Source organism: Kribbella qitaiheensis, from assembly GCF_014217565.1.
Classification (GTDB): Bacteria; Actinomycetota; Actinomycetes; order Propionibacteriales; family Kribbellaceae; genus Kribbella; species Kribbella qitaiheensis_A.
Genome location: NZ_CP043661.1, coordinates 2516001 through 2536665 on the forward strand (window position 1 = coordinate 2516001; position 20665 = coordinate 2536665).

General features: G+C 67.4%; 21 protein-coding genes. 15 read left to right on the forward strand and 6 right to left on the reverse strand.

All coding sequences use genetic code 11. The features are described from left to right. Nucleotides 1-9: 9 nt before the first annotated feature. Both F1D05_RS11485 and F1D05_RS11490 read right to left on the reverse strand, forming a co-directional pair. Nucleotides 10-627: a MarC family protein gene (locus tag F1D05_RS11485; protein WP_185447489.1), complete on the reverse strand. Its 618-nt coding sequence runs from the start codon at nucleotides 625-627 to the stop codon at nucleotides 10-12. Continuing rightward, complete coding sequence (locus F1D05_RS11490; protein ID WP_185447491.1) at nucleotides 624-1505, reverse strand: PHP domain-containing protein; 882 nt, start codon at nucleotides 1503-1505, stop codon at nucleotides 624-626. The genes F1D05_RS11485 and F1D05_RS11490 overlap by 4 nt, the downstream gene beginning before the upstream one ends. A 172-nt stretch (nucleotides 1506-1677) precedes the next feature. Here F1D05_RS11490 and F1D05_RS11495 point away from each other — a divergent pair, with 172 nt between their 5' ends. Both F1D05_RS11495 and F1D05_RS11500 read left to right on the forward strand, forming a co-directional pair. Next, nucleotides 1678-2082 carry an NUDIX domain-containing protein gene (locus F1D05_RS11495; protein WP_185447493.1) on the forward strand — a complete coding sequence of 135 codons (405 nt, stop codon included), beginning with the start codon at nucleotides 1678-1680 and terminating at the stop codon, nucleotides 2080-2082. 61 nt (nucleotides 2083-2143) lie between these two features. Beyond that, nucleotides 2144-2938, forward strand: a complete 795-nt coding sequence (locus tag F1D05_RS11500; protein WP_185447495.1) for a GNAT family N-acetyltransferase — start codon at nucleotides 2144-2146, stop codon at nucleotides 2936-2938. On the opposite strand, the gene F1D05_RS11505 is transcribed toward F1D05_RS11500, so the two are convergent. After that, the gene (locus F1D05_RS11505; RefSeq protein ID WP_185447497.1) at nucleotides 2911-3357 is read right to left on the reverse strand and encodes a DUF4267 domain-containing protein; all 447 of its coding nucleotides are present in this window, start codon (nucleotides 3355-3357) and stop codon (nucleotides 2911-2913) included. The two genes, F1D05_RS11500 and F1D05_RS11505, sit on opposite strands and share 28 nt — an antisense overlap. 314 nt (nucleotides 3358-3671) lie before the next feature. Between F1D05_RS11505 and F1D05_RS38800 the strand changes: the two genes are divergently transcribed. Beyond that, nucleotides 3672-3911, forward strand: coding sequence for a WHG domain-containing protein (locus tag F1D05_RS38800; RefSeq protein ID WP_206686176.1), 240 nt, complete (start codon nucleotides 3672-3674; stop codon nucleotides 3909-3911). A 59-nt stretch (nucleotides 3912-3970) separates the two neighbouring features. Here F1D05_RS38800 and F1D05_RS11515 read toward each other — a convergent pair whose 3' ends face one another. Next, nucleotides 3971-4558: a histidine phosphatase family protein gene (locus F1D05_RS11515; protein WP_185447499.1), complete on the reverse strand. Its 588-nt coding sequence runs from the start codon at nucleotides 4556-4558 to the stop codon at nucleotides 3971-3973. A 187-nt stretch (nucleotides 4559-4745) separates the two neighbouring features. Here F1D05_RS11515 and F1D05_RS11520 point away from each other — a divergent pair, with 187 nt between their 5' ends. From F1D05_RS11520 to F1D05_RS11545, 6 genes are all read left to right on the forward strand, one after another. Next, a complete protein-coding gene (locus F1D05_RS11520; RefSeq protein WP_185447501.1) occupies nucleotides 4746-5816 on the forward strand; it encodes a LacI family DNA-binding transcriptional regulator in 1071 nt (356 codons plus the stop codon). Nucleotides 5817-5827: 11 nt separating this feature from the next. Next, nucleotides 5828-7120, forward strand: coding sequence for a sugar ABC transporter substrate-binding protein (locus F1D05_RS11525; protein WP_185447503.1), 1293 nt, complete (start codon nucleotides 5828-5830; stop codon nucleotides 7118-7120). Nucleotides 7121-7126: 6 nt separating this feature from the next. Then, on the forward strand, nucleotides 7127-8083 hold the full coding sequence (locus tag F1D05_RS11530; protein WP_185447504.1) for a carbohydrate ABC transporter permease: 957 nt from the start codon (nucleotides 7127-7129) through the stop codon (nucleotides 8081-8083). Beyond that, entirely contained in the window at nucleotides 8083-8892 is an 810-nt protein-coding gene (locus F1D05_RS11535) for a carbohydrate ABC transporter permease (protein WP_246486608.1), read from the forward strand. The genes F1D05_RS11530 and F1D05_RS11535 overlap by 1 nt, the downstream gene beginning before the upstream one ends. A 25-nt stretch (nucleotides 8893-8917) precedes the next feature. Then, nucleotides 8918-10504 carry a glucoamylase family protein gene (locus F1D05_RS11540; RefSeq protein WP_185447508.1) on the forward strand — a complete coding sequence of 529 codons (1587 nt, stop codon included), beginning with the start codon at nucleotides 8918-8920 and terminating at the stop codon, nucleotides 10502-10504. A gap of 78 nt (nucleotides 10505-10582) precedes the next feature. After that, nucleotides 10583-12397, forward strand: coding sequence for a GH39 family glycosyl hydrolase (locus F1D05_RS11545; RefSeq protein WP_185447510.1), 1815 nt, complete (start codon nucleotides 10583-10585; stop codon nucleotides 12395-12397). Here F1D05_RS11545 and F1D05_RS11550 read toward each other — a convergent pair. Further along, on the reverse strand, nucleotides 12303-13064 hold the full coding sequence (locus F1D05_RS11550) for a FadR/GntR family transcriptional regulator (RefSeq protein WP_185447512.1): 762 nt from the start codon (nucleotides 13062-13064) through the stop codon (nucleotides 12303-12305). The genes F1D05_RS11545 and F1D05_RS11550 overlap by 95 nt on opposite strands. Before the next feature lie 146 nt (nucleotides 13065-13210). Here F1D05_RS11550 and F1D05_RS11555 point away from each other — a divergent pair, with 146 nt between their 5' ends. The 4 genes from F1D05_RS11555 to F1D05_RS11570 are packed head-to-tail and all read left to right on the forward strand — an operon-like array spanning nucleotide 13211 to nucleotide 17584. Further along, nucleotides 13211-14473 (forward strand): ABC transporter substrate-binding protein, encoded by a 1263-nt coding sequence (locus tag F1D05_RS11555; RefSeq protein WP_185447514.1) that lies wholly within the window; start codon nucleotides 13211-13213, stop codon nucleotides 14471-14473. Beyond that, a complete protein-coding gene (locus F1D05_RS11560; RefSeq protein ID WP_185447516.1) occupies nucleotides 14473-15420 on the forward strand; it encodes a carbohydrate ABC transporter permease in 948 nt (315 codons plus the stop codon). Before F1D05_RS11555 ends, F1D05_RS11560 begins: the two co-directional genes overlap by 1 nt. Further along, nucleotides 15410-16270, forward strand: a complete 861-nt coding sequence (locus F1D05_RS11565) for a carbohydrate ABC transporter permease (protein WP_185447517.1) — start codon at nucleotides 15410-15412, stop codon at nucleotides 16268-16270. Before F1D05_RS11560 ends, F1D05_RS11565 begins: the two co-directional genes overlap by 11 nt. A 27-nt stretch (nucleotides 16271-16297) precedes the next feature. After that, entirely contained in the window at nucleotides 16298-17584 is a 1287-nt protein-coding gene (locus tag F1D05_RS11570; protein ID WP_185447519.1) for an alpha-L-fucosidase, read from the forward strand. On the opposite strand, the gene F1D05_RS11575 is transcribed toward F1D05_RS11570, so the two are convergent. Continuing rightward, nucleotides 17581-18099 carry a MaoC family dehydratase gene (locus F1D05_RS11575; RefSeq protein ID WP_185447521.1) on the reverse strand — a complete coding sequence of 173 codons (519 nt, stop codon included), beginning with the start codon at nucleotides 18097-18099 and terminating at the stop codon, nucleotides 17581-17583. The two genes, F1D05_RS11570 and F1D05_RS11575, sit on opposite strands and share 4 nt — an antisense overlap. 203 nt (nucleotides 18100-18302) lie before the next feature. Between F1D05_RS11575 and F1D05_RS11580 the strand changes: the two genes are divergently transcribed. Next, nucleotides 18303-19346, forward strand: coding sequence for an ArsR/SmtB family transcription factor (locus tag F1D05_RS11580; protein ID WP_185447523.1), 1044 nt, complete (start codon nucleotides 18303-18305; stop codon nucleotides 19344-19346). Continuing rightward, entirely contained in the window at nucleotides 19303-20664 is a 1362-nt protein-coding gene (locus F1D05_RS11585; RefSeq protein ID WP_185447525.1) for an AfsR/SARP family transcriptional regulator, read from the forward strand. The genes F1D05_RS11580 and F1D05_RS11585 overlap by 44 nt, the downstream gene beginning before the upstream one ends. The last annotated feature ends 1 nt before the right edge of the window (nucleotide 20665 follow it).

The following is a 20665-nucleotide window of genomic DNA, read 5'->3' on the forward strand; positions in this document are numbered from 1 at the left end:
TCTGGACCGTCAGCCGGCGTTGATGAAATCGGTGACGGCATCGGCCACCAGCTGGACCGCGATCGCGCTCAGCAACAGACCGGCGATCCGGGTGACCAGCAGGACGCCGTTCTCGCCCAGGATCCGCATGATCACGCCGGAGAAGCGCAACGTCAGCCACATCACCACGTGGATCAGCACGATGCCGACCGAGATCGCGACGACGTCGGCCAGCTTCCCGTCGGCGCGCTGCACGAACACCATGGTGGCGACGATCGCGCCAGGCCCCGCGAGCAACGGCGTACCGAGTGGGACGAAGGCGATGTTGACGTTCTTCGTCTGGACCGGGTCCTCGGCCGTGTCGGTCAGCAACTGCAAGGCGATCAGCAGGAGCAGCAGGCCGCCCGCGCACTGCAGGGCGGGCAGCGTGATGCCCAGGTGATGCAGGATCTGCTGGCCGAAGGCGGCGAAGACCACGATCACGCCGAACGCGACCAGCACGGCCTGCCAGGCGGCCTTCTTCCGCACCGCGCGGGACTGACCGGCCGTCAGCGAGATGAACACCGGCACCGTGCCGGGCGGATCCATGATCACGAACAGCGTGACGAAAACCGAGCTGAGCAGCGAGAAATTGATGATGCTGTTCACGGCAGGTACGCCTCGGGAACGGTCGCCTCGCTGGCCGCGGCGTTCGTCTTGGCGACCTCGAGCAGCGCTTGGAACTGCTCCGGCTCGGTGCTGTTCACACCCAGCTCGTGGTTGATCTTGCCGGCGCCGTGGTGGTCGCTGGAGCCGGTGTAGATGATGCCGAGGTTCTGCGCGATTCCCCGCAGCGCAGTACGCGAAGCGGCGGAATGGTCCTGGTGGTCGACCTCGATTCCGGCGAGGCCGTGCTCGTCGACGAAGCGCGCGATGGTCTCCTCGGTGATGACCTTGTAGCTCGACCGCCCCCACGGATGCGCGATCACCGGCACGCCGCCGGCCTCGCGGACCAGGTCGATCGCGCGACCGGGGTCGATCGCGTAGTGGGACACGTGTCCCGGGCGGCCGTCGGCCAGGAACCGGTCGAACGCCTCACCGCGGTCGGCGACCACACCCTTGGCGACGAGGGCGTCGGCGACGTGCGGGCGGCCGACGGACGGCGTACCGGTCGCTTGGGCCAGCACCTCGTCGACGGTGAGCTCGACGCCCATGGCGTTGATCCGGCCCACGATCGACGGAATCCGGTCGGTCCGGCCGTCGCGGACCGTGGCGAGCTCGACGGCCAGCGGCTCGTACGACGGGTCCAGCAGGTACGCGAGGAGGTGGACGCTGATGCCGTTCAGCTTGCAGGAGATCTCGATCCCGGGGACGAAACCGACCGCGAGGTCCTCGGCAGCCCGGCGACCCTCGGCCCAGCCGTCGGCCGTGTCGTGATCGGTGAGCGCGATCACGTCCAGGCCGTCCCGCTTCGCCTGCGCGATCAGGACGTCGACCGGATCGGTGCCGTCCGAGCGGTTCGAATGGGTGTGCAGATCGATACGCACGAGCGATCGGGATCCCTTCTCTGGACAACTGTCAGCAGCGATGCTATCCGGGCGGGCTGGCAGCGCGCCGTACCGGACATTCCGTTAGCGATGGCGGTGTCCAGGTGCGTGCCCGGGCGCCGGTGGCGCAACGGAATGTCCGGTACGGCGCGTTCGACTTATGGTTCTCCACATGGATGGGGACCGCGTCGAGTGTGTCGGAGCCCTCGTGTACGACGAACAGCGCCGGTTGCTGGTCGTCCAGCGAGCGAACGAACCCGGTCGCGGGCTGTGGTCGCTGCCTGGTGGCCGGGTCGAAGCCGGTGAGGACGACCCGACCGCGCTGACCCGCGAGGTGGCGGAGGAAACCGGCCTCGCGGTCGAGATCGGCCCGCTCGTCGGCGAGGTGGAACGCGGGGCACCCGGCGGCCGGGTCTACGTCATCCGTGACTACCAGGCGTCGGCCGTCGGCGGGGTGCTGGCGGCAGGCGACGACGCCAGCGCCGCCAAATTCGTCAGCCGCGAGGAATTCGAGGACCTCCCCACCACCACTCTCCTGGCCTCCACCCTGGCCCAATGGAACGCCCTACCAGGCTGATCCCGCGCCGCTGGTTGAAAATCGCGGGACCGTCAGCGGGGTGGGGTTGCAGACTGGGCAGGTGGACGAGGCTGAGCTGGTAGAGGCGATCGAGACGAACGCGGCTGAGCTGCTGATGACGATGGGGGCAGCCGGAGGCGGGGAGCAGCGGGAGGACGGTGGGGTGCGCTGGACGATCGGCGGCTCACCGATCGACTACCACAATGCTGTTGTCGAGGCTGAGCTCGAGGACTCGGCAACTGCGGATCAGGTGGTCGGTGAGTCCCTTGCCCGGATGAAAGAGCTGGGTGTGCCCGGGTGCTGGCACGTGGGTCCGTCGATGCGCCCGGCGGATCTGGGTGAGCGGTTGGTGCGGGCGGGGTTCACGTACGGGGGCGCAGAGCCGGGCATGGCAGTCGAACTGGCCAACCTGATCGAGCCGACGGCTACGGGTGGGCTGGAGATTGTTCGGGTGGCGGACGACGAGACGCTGGCGGTTTGGGCGGAGACGTTGGGGCGAGGGTTTGGGGAGGGTGAGAAGGAAGCGCGGTGGGTGGCGGAGGTCTATCGGCGGGAGGGGTACGGGGATCCGTGGCGGCATTACCTTGGCCTGCTTGACGGTGAGCCTGTCGCGACCACCACCGTCTTCCTCGCCGCCGGAGTCGCCGGCGTGTACTTCGTGATGACCGTTCCTGAGGCGCGGCGACGCGGGATCGGGGCTGCGATCACGCTCGCCGCACTGCGGGAGGCGCGGGACTCTGGGTTCGCGTACGGCGTACTGGGGTCGTCGCCGGCAGGGAAGTCCGTCTACGAGAGCCTCGGGTTTCGCGAGTACTGCTCGATCGACCTCTATGAGTGGTCAGCCGCAACGGACTGAGTTCCACTCGACTCGAGGGCGGCGGCGGCTTCCGTCGGCTTGATGGTGCGGAAGAGGAGGTAGGCGTCGGCGGCGACGATCAGGGCGGTGAGGCCGTGGATGCCGAGGGCGGTGGCAGCGGAACCGCCGTGGGTGAAGACGGTGATCATGTCCACGATCGGGACCATGGTGACGAGTGCCATCGCGATCGCCGTCGCGCGCCGCTCACGGAGGGCGAACAGGACCAGCAGGACGATTCCCATGAACAGGTCGCGCCCCGCCTTCACGAGGAAGTAGCCGGCCGCGTTGCCCGTCGGCCAGGGGTCGATACCGAAGCCGCTCGCGGCACCGTGCGGGTCGAGCAGGAAGCGCAGCCCGAAGGAGATCGGGGCGAGCGCGAGGACGACGGTGAGGATGGAAGTGAAACGGCGAAGAGACATCGGAAGCTCCAGTTTCTAGCGTTGCTAGCATTTCGATCTACACTAGCACCTTGGTGCCAGTGGGCAATGCTATCGCTAGATTGTCTAGCAATGCTAGTTTAGGTAGATGCCAGCACAGTCGAGGAAAGAGCGGGAGCGCACCGAGCGGGAGAACATGGACGCCATCGCCACGACGGTCGCCCTCGAAGGGTTCGAGGAACTGGCCGGCGTGCTGCGTGCGGCCACCTCCGCGGCGAGTTCACCAACTGAGGCGCTAAGAAGTCTGGCGCACGCCTACTGCGCCTTCCGCCGAGCATCCTGCGCTGTACGACGCGATGTTCGTCCGGCGGACCGACCTGACGTTCGGTACCGGTGAAATCCCGGCGCCGCTGAGGGCCGCCTTCGAGGCTTTCCACCAGACGGCCGAACCGTTCGCCGGAGCCGAGCACGAAGCGCTCACCGAACTCTTCTGGAGTTCACTGCACGGGCTGATCACTCTCGGCCGCGGCAATCGGCTCCGCCCCGACCACCACGAGGACCGCATCGACCTCCTCATCGACCTGATCGTGAGTTAGGGGTCGCCGCTCTGGACTCCTGATGGCTGAGGCTGGTCGCTGAGGTCCTGGGGCCTCGATCAGCTGTTCCAGTGGTGGATTACCGGGGAGCCGCGTTCCCAGCCGAGGACTGAGACGGTCGCGGTATTCAGGACGAAGTGGCGGCCTTCGGTGACGTCGAGTTCGAGCCAGCGGGCGGTCAGGGCGCGGAGGGCGTGCGAGTGGCCGAAGACCAGGACGTCTCCGTCGACGGCGGCGATCCGGGCGTTGACGCGGTCGAGCCGGGCGGCGACCTGGGCGGGCGTTTCGCCGTTGGGTACGGACTTCGCCCAGACTGTCCAGCCGGGCACGGTCTTGCGGATCTCCGCGGTGGTGATCCCTTCGTAGTCTCCGTAATCCCACTCGACCAGATCGTCGTCGACCTCGGCAGCCGGGAAGCCGGCGAGTTCCGCCGTACGCCGCGCGCGCGTGCGTGGGCTGGTCAGCACCAGGTCGAACTGCTCGGCCGCAAGCCGCTCCTTCAGCGACGCGGCGATCCGCTCCCCTTCCGCCGTCAGCGGCAGGTCGGTCGTCGATGTGTGCCGCCCCGACTTGCTCCACTCGGTTTCGCCGTGCCGGACCAGCCAGAGCCGGTCCTCCCGTTCGCCTGACAGTCCGTGTGCGGTCACCGGCTCATCGTCGCAGACCGCAGGTGCTCACTGCTCCGAGCCGAGCGACTCCGAGCCGGACCACTCAGCGTGATGAAGGCGGCCGAGGGGTTGACCGATCGGGTCAGGACAGGGCAGGGTCGAAAGTGTAAGCGCTTCCACTTTTGCGTGGGAGCTCATCAGCAGCCAGCTCGGGAGGACTCGCCAGATGGCATCCGGGACCAGCAGGCCGACGACGATCTACGACGTCGCCGCGCTCGCGAAGCTGTCGATCGCGACGGTTTCGCGTGTCCTGCAAGGGACCGGTCCGGTGTCGGCTAAGGCGAAGGCCCGGGTCGATCAGGCGGCGCGCGAGCTGAACTACGTGCCACTGCGAGCCGCCCGAAGTCTCGCGGTGCAGCGTCATGAGGCGCACGGCCTCGTGTTGCCCGACCTCGCCGGCCCGTTCTACGGCGATCTGCTGATGGGGTACGAACGGTGGGCCGGTGAGCACGGGCAGAGCGTGATCCTGACCGTCACCCACGGCAACGCGGATCCGCAGCGCAGTCTGCGTGACCTGGCTGGACGCGTGGACGGGATTGTTGTGCACGGCAACGCTCTCGATCTGCCGGCGGTGGAGGATCTACGGCGCGCCGGCGTACCGATCGTGCTGGTGGCGCATCCGCCGGTGAAGGGTTGCGACTCGGTCCGGAGCGAGAGCGCTGTGAGTGCGGAGCAACTGACGAGCCGGTTACTGGACCACGGTCGCGAGAACTTGCTCTTCGTGGGTGATCCGGCGAGCTCGTACGACGTGTCGGAGCGGTACGCCGGGTACTCGGCCGCACTTCGTGCGCATGGGTTGCCTGTCAACGAGCCTGAGCGGGTGCCGTTGACCGAAGAGTCCGGCACCGCACAGGCCATGAAGTTGCTGAAGGCAAGGGAAAGTGGAGAAAGCCGCGCGGGTGGGTCGGGAGTCAATCGCCCGGGTGGGTTGGTTTGTGCCAATGACGAGCTGGCGCTGGCGGTCTTGAAGGGGCTGGCCGCAGGCGGGGTCGTCGTACCTGACGAGCTTGTCGTCACCGGGTGGGACGACGTGATGGCGGCGCGGTATGTGTCGCCGGGTTTGACGACTGTGCGGCAGCCGATGGCGGAGCTAGGCCGGCTGGCTGCTCAAAGACTGCATGAGCGCGTCACCGGGGAACGGACCCGGGCGCGGAACGACGTACTGGCAACAGAGCTTGTGCTGCGGGACAGCTGTGGCACCGGACCGGGGGACGCGATGACAGCAGCAACCGAGTGAGGAGACACAGAATGACCACCCTGACAACTCGCCGCCGACTGGTGATCGGCGGTGCCGCGCTCACCGCGACGGCACTGGCGCTGACCGGTTGTGGCCGGTCCGCCGACTCCCCCGATTCGGCGCCGAAGGCAACGAGCAGTGTCGGCGGCGATCCCGCCACCGGGAACATCACCATCTGGGCGATGGGCACCGAGGGCGAGAACCTGCCCAAGCTGACCAAGGAGTTCGAGCAGGCCAACCCCGGCGTCAAGGTGACGGTCACGCCGATCCCGTGGGACGCCGCGCACAACAAGTTCACCACCGCGATCACCGCGCAGTCGTTGCCGGATGCCGCGATGGTCGGCACCACCTGGATGGGCGAGTTCGCCGACCTCGGCGCACTGGACCCGACGCCGACCGGCATCGACACCTCGGGCTTCTTCCCGGGCGCACTGGACACCACGAAGGTGGGCGGCACGTCGTACGGGGTGCCTTGGTACGTCGAGACGCGGGTGGTCTTCTACCGCAAGGATCTCGCCGCGAAGGCCGGCATCACCACTCCCCCGACCGACTGGGACGGGCTGAAGTCGATGGCCAAGGCGATGCAGGACAAGGCCGGCGCGAAGTACGGGATCAACCTGCAGCCGGGCGGCACCGGGTCCTGGCAGACGGTGATGCCGTTCGCTTGGTCGGCCGGCGCGAGTATCACCAGCGACGACGACAAGCAGTTCACTCTCGACACTCCCGAGGTGCAGGAGGGGCTGAAGTACTACCAGAGCTTCTTCACCGACAAGGTGGCCGGCACCGACCTGCCGCCGAACCAGACCGAGGCGCAGTTCGTCAGCGGTCAGGTGCCGATGTTCATCTCCGGCCCGTGGATGGTCGGCTCGATCGCCAAGCTCGGCGGCGAGAAGATGAAGCAGAACATCGGTGTCTTCCAGTTGCCGAAGAACAAGTCCGCGACCTCGTTCGTCGGCGGCAGCAACTTCGTCGTCTTCAAGGGCGGCAAGAACAAGGACAGCGCCTGGAAGCTGGTCAAGTGGCTGTCCGACGCCAAGACGCAGGCCTCGTGGTTCAAGCTGTCCACCGACCTTCCGGCTGTGAAGGCCGCTTGGGACGACCCGAGCATTGCCAGCGACCCGCTGCTACCGGTGTTCGGCAAGCAGCTCGACGACGCCAAGGCGCCGCCGGCGATCGTGAACTGGGAGCAGGTCGCGACCGCCTTCGACACCGAGGTGGAGAAGATGGCCAAGTCCGGGCAGTCCCCCGCCGACACGGCGAAGGCGATCCAGACCAAGGCGTCGTCGATCGGCACGGGTAGCTGATCGGCGATGAGTTCAGCGACGCTGAAGGGACCGGCCACGCCTGTGGCCGGCCCCGCCCCCAAACCTCGCCCACCGACGAAGCGCTCCGGCGCGGTCGGCCGGCAGACGGCCGCCGCGTGGATCCTGACGCTCCCGTTCGCAGTACTGTTCCTGGCCTTCACGGCCGGGCCGGTGCTGGGGTCGCTCGGAATGAGCTTCACCGACCTGAAGCAGCGTGACCTCCGGACGCCGTTCGCGGTGAACGGGGTCGGCTTCGACAACTACGTGAAAGCCCTGTCCGACGAGACCTTCCGCAAGGCGGCGTTCAACACGGCGTACTTCGTGGTGATCGGCGTCCCGTTGACTCTCATCATGGCGCTGGCCGCGGCGGTCCTGCTGGACAAGGGCGTGAAGAAGTTCCAGAGCCTGTTCCGGGTCGGCTACTACCTGCCGGTAGTGACCTCGATCGTCGCGGTCGCGGTGATCTGGCGGTTCGTACTGGCACCCGACTCAGGGCTGCTGAACACGGTGCTCGGCTGGGTCGGCATCGACGGGCCGAACTGGCTGGCGTCGAAGACCTGGGCGATGCCGTCGCTGATCATGATGGCCGTCTGGCGCAACTTCGGCTCCGCGATGATCATCTTCCTGGCCGGTCTACAGGGCATCCTGCATACCGTCGAGGAGGCCGGGCAGCTCGACGGGGCGAGCGCCTGGCAGCGGTTCCGGTACCTGATCGTGCCGTTGCTGCGACCGACCATCCTGTTCACCAGCGTCACCACCGGGATCGGCTACCTGCAGTTCTTCGAGGAACCGTTCGTGATGACCCAGGGCGGCCCGCTGAACAGCACCATCTCGGTGTCGATGTACACGTACCAGCAGTTCGGCTTCGGCAACTACTCGCTGGCCGCGTCGATGAGCTACATCCTGTTCGTCGTCATCGCGGTGATGACCTTCATCCAGTTCCGGCTGCTGAGGGAGAAATGATGCGCCGCTGGTGGATCTACCTGATCGCCGTGGTCGGCCTGATCGCGGTCGCGGCCCCGTTCCTGTGGATGCTGCTCGGGTCCTTCAAGACCGACGGCGAGCTGCTCCGGGTGCCGCCGACCTGGTTGCCGGAGGCACCGACCAGCGGCAACTACAGCGAGCTGTTCGGCAAGGCGAACTTCCCGCGCTACTTCCTCAACTCCACGCTGGTCGCGCTCGTCGTCACGGCGGGCAATCTGACCTTCTGCTCGATGCTCGGCTACGCCCTGGCGAAGCTGAACTTCAAGGGCAAGAACCCGTTGTTCATCCTGGTACTGGGGACCTTGATGGTGCCGGGGATGGTCACCTTCGTGCCGCTGTTCGTGCTGGTCACCAACGCCGGCCTGGCGAACAGCTACCCCGGCCTGATCCTGCCGTTCCTGGTCTCGCCGTTCGGCGTCTTCCTGATGCGGCAGTTCTTCGCCGGTCTGCCGGACGACCTGATGGACGCCGCCCGGGTCGACGGGACCAGCGAGCTGGGCATCTTCGGCCGGATCATGCTTCCACTCACGCGGCCCGCACTGGCCACCCTCGGGATCCTCACCTTCCTCGGCTCCTGGAACAACTTCCTCTGGCCGCTGGTGATCGCCCAGACCGAGGACAAGTACACCCTGCCCGTCGCCCTTGCCCTGTACTCGACCGGACAGAACGCGCAGCACTACGGCCTGCTGATGGCCGGCGCGGTCGTCGTCGTAGTACCGGTGCTGGTGATCTTCCTGGCCTTCCAGCGCCACGTCACCAAGGGCATCGCCATTACCGGCCTGAAATGACCGACACCGTAAATAGGAGGCTCAGATGACCGCCACCATCAGCCGACGCACGCTTCTAGCAGCAACCGGCTCGGCCGCATTGATCAGTACTACGGGCGCCTCGTACGCCGGCGCTTCGGCAGATCCCGGCCAGCTTCTCAAAGGCGGCTGGCACCCCGATCGCCACGACCGCGCGCTGGTCGGCCGGTGGGCCCGCGACACCTGGCGCAGCCTGGTCGCGATGACCGACGAGCACACCGGCCTGCCCGCCGACAACATCGGCGAGTCGGTGAGTTCCCCCGTCCGCAGCAAGTACACCTCCCCCACCAACATCGGCGGCTACCTGTGGAGCACGGTCGTCGCCCGCCGGCTCGGCGTCATCTCGCCGCACGAGGCGCTGCGCCGGATCACCCAGACCCTCACCACGATGTCCCGCGTCGAGCACCACGAGCCGAGCGGGATGTACTTCAACTGGTACGACGAGTCGACCGGCGAGGTGCTGCACGTCGATCCGGACGGCACGAAGGCGATCACCCCGTTCGTCTCGAGCGTCGACAACGGCTGGTTCGCGGCCGCGTTGATGGTGGTCCGCAACGCCGAGCCGGGAGCGCGCAGGCTGGCGGACTCCCTGCTCGACAAGATGAATTTCGGCTACTACTACAACCCGGCAGCACGGCCGGGAGTCGCGGCCGGACTCCTCCGCGGTGGCTTCTTCGTCACTCCGCCGCCGGACGAGGAGACCGAGAAGGGCAACCACGCCGGCACCGGACCCGACGTGTACTACCGGAAGTTCCACTACGACACGTGCAACACCGAGCCGCGCATCGCGTCGTACATCGGCATCTCGCGCGGGCAGATCCCACCGGCCCACTTCTTCGCCACGCAGCGCGTCTTCCCGGACTCGTGCGACTGGTCCTGGCTGGAGCAGAAGGCTGTCGGCGTGCACCGGACCTACCTCGGCATCGACGTGTTCGAGGGCGCGTTCTCCTACCGTGGCATGCGGATCGTGCCGTCCTGGGGCGGCGACATGTTCGAGGCGTTGATGCCCGACCTGTTCGTCCCGGAGGCGACCTGGGCGCCGCGGAGCTGGGGACTCAACCACCCGCTCACCGTCCGGGCGCATCTCGAACACGGGATGGACGACGCGAAGTACGGCTACTGGGGATTCTCACCGGCCAGCAATCCCAAGGGCGGGTACTCCGTCTACGGCGTGGACGCGATCGGCATGGACCCGGGTGGCTACCCGTCCGATCTGGAGGCGACCAACTACGACATCGGGTTCGCGGGCTGCCGCGAGGGGACGAACCCCGACCCGACGTACGGCGATGGCGTGGTCACCCCGCACGCGTCGTTCCTGGCGATGCAGTACGCGCCGCGCCAGGCATTGGACAACCTGGCCCGGATCGAGTCCAACCTGCACGCGTACGGCGGTGGCGGGTTCTACGACTCGGTCGCGGTGAGGTCCGGCCTGATCGCCAAGCGGTACCTGGCACTCGACCAGGCGATGGTGATGGGTGCCATCGGCAACGTCTTCGGCGGTGACGTGATCCGGCGCAACTTCAGCGCCGGCGACGTCGCCCGCCGGATCCGCCCGCTGATCGCCCAGGAACAGTTCTCCGCCGGCCTCGACTGACCACCCCTTACCTCCGAAGAAGCGGAGGGACGTGCCGACCACTTCTTCGGACGTAAGCAACTGACTTGGGAGATTTGGATGCAGCGCGACGCGAAAGCCGACTGGGACGCGCGGATCTCGGTCCGGAGCGACGAGCACCGGGAGTTCGGGTTCCCCGATCTCGATCCGCCCAAGGAGGTCCGGGCGGTCGGCGGGGTCGGTCAGGTGACGATCGAGTGGTCACCGGTCGACGGTGCGGTCGGCTACCTGATCCTGCGAGCGACGGAGGACGGACCGCTGGAGCCGGTCGACCATCACAGTGGCGACATCCTGTCGGTGCCTGCGTCGCCGTACGTCGACACCACCTGCACACCCGGTACGCCGTACCGGTACGCCGTGGCGAGCGTGCCGGAGGTGACCGCGGCGGGGCGGGCAAGTGAGGTCGTCGGCGCGGTGCCGTTGGTTGCGGACGGCACCGATCCGGTCGTCGCGGTGATGGTGGATGCCGTTGCTGAAGGCAATGAGCTGCCACGGCCTTGGGCTCCGATGATCGGCAGTGAGCGACTCAGTCAGCTGCTCTGCAAGGACCTCACCGGCGGCCGTGAGATCGGCGCCGAACTCGAGCAGGCGCTGCGCCGGACGCACGACGAGATCGGCGTCCGGACCGTCCGGGCGCACGCGATCTTCCACGACGACACCGGGGTCTACACCGAGGTCGACGGCGAGCCCGTCCACGACTTCACGGTGGTGGACGCCATCTACGACAAGCTGCTGGAGATCGGGCTGCGGCCGGTGGTCGAGCTCGGCTTCATGCCGCGCGACCTGGCTTCAGATCCGTCCAGGACAGTCTTCGAGTACGGCGCGATCATCTCGCCGCCGAAGTCCTACCAGCGATGGGGCGACCTGGTCCAGGCGTTGGTCCAGCACCTGGTCGACCGGTACGGCCTGGACGAGGTACTGGGCTGGGACTTCGAGGTCTGGAACGAGGCCAACCTTTCGGTCTTCTGGTCCGGCACGAAGGCCGAGTGGATGGGCCTGTACGACGTGACGGCGGCCGCGGTGAAGTCGGTGGATCCGCGGCTGGCCGTTGGTGGCCCCTCGTCGGCAGCAGCGGGCTGGGTCGACGACCTGCTCGCGCATGCGGCGTCGACCAACTCACCGGTCGACTTCGTCTCGACCCATCTCTATGGCAGCCCGCCGCTCGACGTACGGGCGTCGCTGGAACGGCACGGGTTCGGCGACGCACGGATCCTGTGGACCGAGTGGGGCGTCACGCCGCGGCACTTCAACCCGATCAACGACTCGGTCTTCTCCGGAGTCTTCGTACTGCGCGGGATGCGGTCAGCGGCGGGTCGCGTCGACGCGCTGTCCTACTGGGTCGCCTCAGACCACTTCGAGGAGCTCGGTCGCCCACCACGCCTTCTGCACGGCGGCTTCGGCCTACAGACGGTCGGCGGACTGGCCAAGCCCCGGTACCACGCGCTGTCGCTGCTGAGCCGCCTCGGCCCCGTCGAACTGCCAGTGACCCTCACCGGCGACGGCGGAGGCAGCCTGGTCGAGGCCTGGGCGTCCCGCGACCGCGACCGCATCGCAGTACTGATCTGGAACCTCACCCTCGACCAGACCAAGGCCGACGGCTCCTACGACCTCACCAGGTCGGTCAAGGTGTCGCTGCCCGGTGTAGACCCGAGCTGGCAGGCCACCGCCACTTACCTGGCCATTGGGGTTGGAGACCTGGCGACAGCGGCAGGGCAACTCGGAGTCGGTGACTGGCCGACCGACGACCAGTGGCGCGAGCTGGCCGAGCGGAGCAAGCTCGTCAGCGAGCCGCTGACCTGGAGCGGCTCGACCTTCGACCTGACCCTGCCGATGCCGTCGGCCGTCTTGCTGGAGCTTCAGCCGGCCCGGGGTTGAGCGCGTCCTGGATCCATCGCTCGACGCCGGCGATGTGGACCGTCGCCCAGGATCTGGCCACCTCCGGCTGCTGTTCCGCGATCGCGTCCAGGATCGCGCGATGCTCGGCGACCGTGCGCGCGACCGCGTCGGACTGGGTCATGCCGCGCCAGATCCGGGCCCGGTAGGTCTGCTGGCGAAGGCTGTCGATGATGGAGGCAAGCGCCCGGTTGCCGCTGCCGACCGCGATCAGGCGATGGAACTCCACGTCATTGGTGAGCAGGTCCTCCACGGACGGCTCCGGTCCGAGTTCGTCCAGCAGCGCCCGTAGTACGGCGACGTCGGCGGCGGTCATCAGGACCGCTGCCCGGGCCGCGGCGGCCGGCTCCAGGATCCGGCGGACCTCGAAGAACTCCAGCACCGACGCGTCCTGGTGCAGGTCCAGGACGAAGCCCATCGTTTCCAGCAGCAGAGACGGGTCAAGGCTCGTCACGTAGGTGCCGTCGCCCTGGCGGACGTCGAGGACCCGGATCAGCGCGAGCGCCTTGACCGCTTCGCGCAGCGAGCTGCGGGACAACCCCAGGCGGGCCGCCAGGTCAGGCTCGCGCGGCAGCCGGTCGCCGGGGCGCAGCTCACCGGCGACGATCATCTCCTTGATCCGGCCGATCGCTTCGTCCGTGACCCGCATGGGCTTCGCCTCCTGAAGGCATACATCGGATGTCTATCTTGGCCAATATAGGACGTGAGAGCGTATAACGCGGGTTCGAAGTCTTGACCATCGCCCACAAAACCCCTAAAGATCGGATGACTACATAGTCTGTCATGGAGGTCCGGATGAACCGAACACAGGCAGGGCGGCGGCTGGTGGCCGTCGCCGCGGCACTCGCACTGGGAGTCCTCACCGCTTGCGGGGGTGGTGGCAACTCAGGCGGCGGGTCGGGATCGGCGGACAAGGCCGACCTGGTCTGGCAGTTCTGGGTCGGCGGCACCGAGGACCAGGCTGCCTGGCAGAAGGTCGGTGACCAGGCCAAAGCCGACCACGCCGGGATCACCGTCAAGCTCCAGGGCACCGACTGGAACAGCTACTGGTCGAAGATCGGCACCCTGCTGGCCAGCGGGAAGGCGCCCTGCATCATCGGCATGCAGAGTCTGCGGACCGCGTCGTACGCGAGTGCGATGCTCCCCCTCGACGACCTGATCACGAAGTACGGCCTGAAGACCGAGGACTTCGACAAGCCGATCATGGACGGCCTGAAGGTGAACGGGAAGCAGATCGCCATTCCGTACGACTCCGGCCCGATGGTGATCTTCTACAACCGCGACCTGTTCACCCAGGCGGGGGTGCCCGAGCCGAAGCCGGGCTGGACGATGGACGAGTTCAAGGCGGCTGCCAAGAAACTCACCACCGGCGGCCGGACCGGTCTCGTGACCACACCCGGCGACCTGAGCGTGGCGTCCTGGGTGCGGACCCTGACCGGAGCCGAACCGCTTGCCGACGGCAAGCTCGCCTTCACCGACCCGAAGTTCCAGCAGGGTTTCGCCGGCTACTCCGACTTCGTGCACACCGACAAGATCGCTCCGGCGGTGCCGTCCGGCAACGCCGACTTCGAGACGACGCAGTTCACCGCCGGCAAGGCGGCGATGCAGCTGAACGGGCCCTGGTCGCTGATCGACACCAAGGGCAAGGTCAAGTTCAAGCTCGGCATCGCGCCGATCCCGGCCGGTCCGGACGGCTCCAAGACGTACACCGCCGGGTCGGGCTTCGGGATCTCCCGATCCTGCAAGACCCCGGACGCCGCCTTCCAGGCGATCATGTCGATGACCAGCGAGAAGCCACTCACCACGCTGGCCGCGGCCGGCCGGGCCTACCCGGCCCGCACCGCCGCGCACCCGGCCTGGTTCACCGCCGCCGGGATCGACGGCGCGAAGGAGACGCTGGACTACGCCTCCGAGCACTCGGTCCCGCTCGTCACCTCGAAGAACTGGGTCCAGGTGTCCGACCTGCTCACCCGGTTCGGCACCCAGGCGCTGAACGGCGAGGTCCCGCCCGACCAAGCGCTGAAGACCATCCAGGACCAGGCGGGCGCTGGGTCCTGATGGCCACGGACACCACGACCGTCACCTCGCCGAGGGACGTCCCGCCGGGCAAGGCCCCGGCGGGACGGCGGCCCGCGCTGCGCCGGGACGGCCGGAGCGCCGGCGTCTTCCTGGCCCCGGGCCTGGCCGGCCTGGCCCTGTTCACGCTGTTCCCGACCGCGATGGCGTTGGGGATCAGCCTGTTCGACTGGCCGGTGTTCGGCGAGCGCTCGTTCCTCGGCCTCGACAACTACTCTCACCTGCTGCACGACCCGGTCTTCCGCCGGGTGGTGCTGAACACCGCGCTGTTCGTGGTGCTCTACGTGCCGCTCAACGTGGTGGTGTCGCTCGGGCTCGCGGTCTGGCTCGGGCCGAAGATCAAAGGCCGGCAGGCGTTCCGGGTGTTGTTCTTCATCCCGGTGATGACGCCGATGGTGGCCAACGTGATGGTCTGGCGGTTGCTGTTCCAGCCGGACGGACTGATCGACAGCGGCCTGCAGACCTGGTTCGGGGTGCACGCGCCGAACTTCCTCGGCTCGTCCAGCTGGGCGATGCCGGCGATCGTGGCGATGTCGATCTGGCAGGGCTTCGGCTACAACTTCCTGGTCTTCTCGGCCGCGCTCGACCAGGTGCCGCAGTCGCAACTGGAGTCGGCGCAGATCGACGGCGCCGGCGCACTGCACCGGTTCCGGTACGTCGTCTGGCCGATGATCACCCCGTCGATCTTCTTCGCCACCACGATGACGCTGATCACCTCGTTCCAGGTGTTCGCGCAACCGTTCATCCTCACCCAGGGCGGTCCGGGCGTCTCCACCCAGACCATCGTCATGTACGTCTACAACCAGGGCTGGCAGTTCCTCAACATGGGACTCGCGGCGGCCGCGGGCTGGGTGCTGTTCGTGATCATCATGGGCCTCAGCGCGATCCAGTTCATCGGCCAGAAGCGGTGGGTGCACCATGACGTCTAAAGAGGCATCCGACACCAACAGCTTTGCCCGCAAAGCGCGCAGCGGGATCTCCCACACCCTGCTGATCATCGTCGCGATCGTCTTCCTCGGACCGTTGCTGTACGCCGTATCGACGTCGCTGAAGCCCGCCGACGAGGTGTTCACCCCGGCGCCGCATCTGTTCGGCTCCGAGATCCGCTGGCAGAACTACGCCGACGCCTTCAAGTTCGCGCCGTTCGGCCGGTACTTCCTGAACAGCCTGTTCGTCGCGGTGGTCGGCACGCTGGTGGTGCTGGCCGCCTCGAGCCTGTCGGCGTACGCGTTCGCGCGGCTGCGGTTCTGGGGCCGCGACCAGCTGTTCGTGGTCTTCCTCGGCACGCTGATGGTGCCGCAGGAAGTGCTGATCGTGCCGATGTACTGGCTGATGCAGTCGCTCGGTTGGGTGGACAGCTACTGGGCGCTGATCTTCCCGTGGGCCTTCACCGCGTTCGGCACGTTCCTGCTCCGGCAGTTCTTCCTCACCGTCCCGGCCGAACTGGAGGAGGCCGCCCGGGTGGACGGCTGCGGCCCGTTCGGATCCTTCTTCCGGATCATGCTGCCGCTGGCGCGGCCTGCGCTCGCAGTACTGACCGTCTTCACCTTCATCTCCTTCTGGGGCAGCTTCCTGTGGCCGCTGGTCATCATCAACAGCGTCGAGGACAAGGGCACGGTGCCACTCGGGCTGGCCCAGTTCATCGGCCAGCAGGGCACCCAGTGGAACCTGATGATGGCGGCCTCGATCCTCGCCATGCTGCCCACCGTGCTGCTGGTGATCCTGCTGCAGAAGCACCTCGTCCGCGGTCTGCTCGTCACCGGCCTCGGCGGCCGGTAAGCCTCTACACCGAATGGATTCGTTGCGATGACCGATCTGACCTCCTCCGTCACCAAGTTCAAGGACTGGCGCTTCGGCCTCTTCGTCCACTGGGGGCTGTACTCCCTGCCCGCCCGGCACGAATGGGTGAAGAACCGCGAGCGGCTCACCGACGAGGACTACCAGCCGTACTTCGACCACTTCGAGCCCGACCTGTACGACCCGCGCGCCTGGGCCCGGGCCGCTCGCGAGGCGGGAATGCGGTACGCCGTACTGACGACCAAGCACCACGAAGGCTTCTGCCTGTGGGACTCAGCGGTGTCGGACTACACCGTCGCCGGCACGCCGTGGGGCAAGGACCTGGTCGGCCCGTTCGTCGAGGCGTGCCGGGCGGAGGGACTCGGGATCGGCTTCTACCATTCGCTGATCGACTGGCATCATCCCGAATTCCCGGTCGACGGCGTTCATCCGCAGCGAGACGATCTGGAGGCCCGAGCCAAGTCGGCCGGTCGGGACATCCAGGTGTACGCCGACTACCTGCACGCGCAGGTCCGCGAACTGCTGACCAACTACGGGCCGATCGACATCATGTGGTTCGACTTCTCCTACCCCGGCCGCCCGTACGACGACGGAACGCCGAGCGGCAAGGGCAAGGACGACTGGCGCTCCGAGGAGTTGACGGCGATGGTCCGGGAGTTGCAGCCGGGCATCCTGATCAACGACCGGCTGGACATCCCTGGCGACTTCGTCACCCCCGAGCAGTACCAGCCCAGCGGGCCGATGATGCGCGACGGCGAACCGGTGGTCTGGGAGGCGTGCCAGACCCTCAACGGCAGCTGGGGATACGACCGCGACAACCTGGACTGGAAGTCACCGGACCTGCTCGTCCGGATGCTCGTCGACTCGGTCTCCAAGGACGGCAACCTGCTGCTCAACGTCGGTCCGACCGGGCGCGGCGAGTTCGATCCGCGGGCGGTGGCGACGCTGGCCGAGATCGGTCGCTGGACCAGGCAGCACAGCCGATCCGTGCACGGCTGCTGCCCGAGCGAGCTGGCACCGCCTCAGGATTGCCGCTTCACCCAACGCGGCAACCGCCTCTACCTGCACGTGTTCACCTGGCCGATGCAGCACTTGCACCTACCTGGCATGGCGGGGAAGGTCCGCTATGCGCAGTTCCTGCATGACGCGTCCGAAGTACGCCGTACTGTCACCGACCCCGACCAGGCGGCCCAGAACACCACCATGGGCGGCCTCGCCCCGGGCACCCTGACGCTCGAACTCCCGACCCAGCGCCCCGACGTCCTGATACCGGTGATCGAGCTCTTCCTGGATTAAGCCTTGGCGGGTGGCTCGACCGGCGTGGGCCGGCCGGGCTGCTCGCCGCCGCGGGCTTGAAGGTAGGAGTTCTTCGGGACCATCACCTTGCGCTTGAAGAGGCAGACGACGGTGCCGTCCTGCTTGTAGCCCTTGGTCTCGACATAGACGACGCCGCGGTCGTCCTTGGACTTGGACTCCCATTTGTCCAGCACGACGGTCTCGCCGTAGATGGTGTCGCCGTGGAAGGTCGGCGCGATGTGCCGCAGCGACTCGACCTCCAGGTTGGCGATCGCCTTACCGCTGACATCGGGGACCGACATGCCGAGCAGGAGCGAGTAGATGTAGTTGCCAACTACAACGTTCTTGCCGAACTGGGTGGTCTCCCCGGCGTAGTTCGCGTCCAGGTGCAGCGGGTGGTGGTTCATGGTGAGCAGGCAGAACAGGTGGTCGTCGTACTCGGTCACCGTCTTGCCGGGCCAGTGTTTGTAGACGGCACCGACCTCGAACTCCTCGTAACTGCGCCCGAACTGCATCCGCACTCCTCCTGGCTCCGGCCCCGGAACCCCCATGCTGCCCAATCCCCCGCGATCCCGGCAGTACCCGGAGGCGTGGCCTACCTCTCAAACCGGTGACGGTCGCCGAGAGATGCGTCACCCGGCGGTGCGTCATCGGCGCGTAAGTCATCTGTAAGCGGCACCTGTTTGGCTGGAGTCTCTGGGGACAGGGGACAGGACTCATGCTGCGAATTCATTTCACTGCGGACGACTACGCCAGGACCACCCTGGCGGCCGGACCGGACCCGATGTGGGAGATGCTGCTCAGCCTGCACATGCTGCAGGTGGACGACGGCCCGCTCGAGTACGGCGGCTGGCGGCAACGGATGCGGCGTCGGCTGCCGCGCGAGACCGTCGGGCCGTTGGCAGTGCTCGCTCCGCCGGTCGGGTACTCCCCCGACTTCCTGACGCCACCTAGCCGGCCCGGTGAGTTCGACGGTGTGGTGGACCAACTGCTGGCGGTCCCGCGCCAGCAGTTGCAGACCGACCTCTCCATGCTGACCCCACGCAACAGTGCGGTCACCTGGGTCCGGCAGCTCTCCGAGGCCCGGCCGGAGTCGTTGCAGCGGCTCGGGCACGCCATCCGGGTCTACCACCGGTCCGCGCTCGCGCCGTACTGGCCGTCGTTGAAGTCGGCTGTCCAGGCCGACAACCGGCACCGGATGGACCAGCTGACCACAGGCGGTATCGCAGCGGTGCTGGAAGGCATCCACCCGCAGGCCAAGTGGCGCGACAACGTGCTGGAGATCGGCGCCTTCTCGGACAACGACCTGCACCTGAACGGCCGTGGCCTGCAACTGCAGCCGTCGTACTTCTGCTGGCAGAAGCCCACCAAGCTTGCCGACTACGAACTGCCGCCCGTGCTGGTCTTCCCGATCAAGACCGCCTCCGGCCTGCTCCACGGGGAACGGGCCTCCGACCACACGCAGGCGCGCCTCGCAGCGCTGGTCGGCAAGACCAGGGCAACCGTGCTCGGGCTCACTGTCGACGGCACCACCACGACCCAGTTGGCCGCCGCCTGCAACATCACCCTGGCCACCGCGAGCCACCAGACCGCCGTACTGCGGGAAGCCGGGTTGATCGAGTCGCACCGGCGCGGCAAGTCTGTGGTCCACCTCGCCACCCGGCTCGGACACGCACTGCTGGAAGGGACCTCCCCAGGCACGAGGGACACTGAGGTCCATGAGTCCCGACTTCCGCATCCTGGGCCGTATCACGGTCCTTGAAGAGGGACGGGAGATCCCGATCGGCGCGCCCCGGCTGCGAACGCTGCTGGCGGCCCTGCTGGTGAACGCGAACCAGACGGTCAGCGCAGCGGAGCTAATCCAGTGGCTGTGGGATGGTGAGCCGCCCACGCAGCCGCTGCGGGCGCTGCATACCGCTGTCTCACGGCTGCGCGGTCTCATAGGTCCCGGGCTGGGCCTCCGGCATCAAGCAGGGGGCTACCGGCTCGAGGTACCCGCCGGAAGCTTGGACCTCTGCCGGTTCCGCCTACTGATCGAGACCGGTACTACGGATGCGCTGACCGAGGCGGTGCGGCTCTGGAGGGGTGAACCGCTCACGGGAGCGCACGACTCCGCAGTGGTCCGGGACAGGCGAGCGGTGCTGCAAGAGGAGTGGCTGCGTGCGGCCGAGCAGCTCGTGGATGCCCGGCTCGCCTTGCGAGAGTACGCCGAGCTCGTCCCCGAGCTGACGTCGCTGACCAGGCGGTACCCGCTGCGGGAGCGGTTCTGGGCGCAGCTGATGCTCGCGCTGCAGAGCTCCTCCCGGCAGGCGGAGGCGCTGGCGGCGTACGAGGAGCTTGCCGCCTTGCTGCGGGACGAGCTCGGTATCGACCCTGGCGAGGAGATCCGCCGGCTGCACCTCGCAGTACTGAACGGTGCTGTCGAGGCTCCGTGGCAGGTGCACCGCCAGCTTCCGGCCGACATCGGGGACTTCGTCGGCAGGCAGGACGAGGTCAGGGCCATCGTGGCTCATCTGACCGAGGCCGCCGTACCCGTCATCACCATCAGTGGCCCGCCCGGCGTGGGCAAGACAGCCCTTGCTGTACGGGTGGCGCACCTGCTGAAGGACAGCTACCCGGACGGCCAGTGGTTCCTCCGAGAGGCCGATGCAGCACCGCTGGCCGACAAGCGGGTGCTGATCCTGCTGGACGATGCGGTGGACTCGGACCAGGTACGCCGGTTGTTGCCGGGCTCGCGCAACAGCGCAGTACTGGCTACGAGCCGGAACGAACTGGCTCTGGACGGCGCCTTCGGTACGACGCTCGCAGTACTCGGACTGGACGAGGCAGTCGAGCTCCTACGGGCCGTGATCGGTGCAGACAGGGCGGATCAGGAGCCACAGGCAACCGCGGACCTCGCAGCCCTCTGCGGCTGTCTACCGCTGGCCCTGCGGATCGCAGCCGGCCATCTGGCGCTCAGGCCGGGCGAGCCGATCGCTGCCTACGCGGATCATCTGCGCGCCAGCAGCAACAGGTTGCTCGCCCTGGCCGTTCTCGGTGATCACGATGCCGCCGTCGAGGCGGCCTGGACTCCTTGGTGAC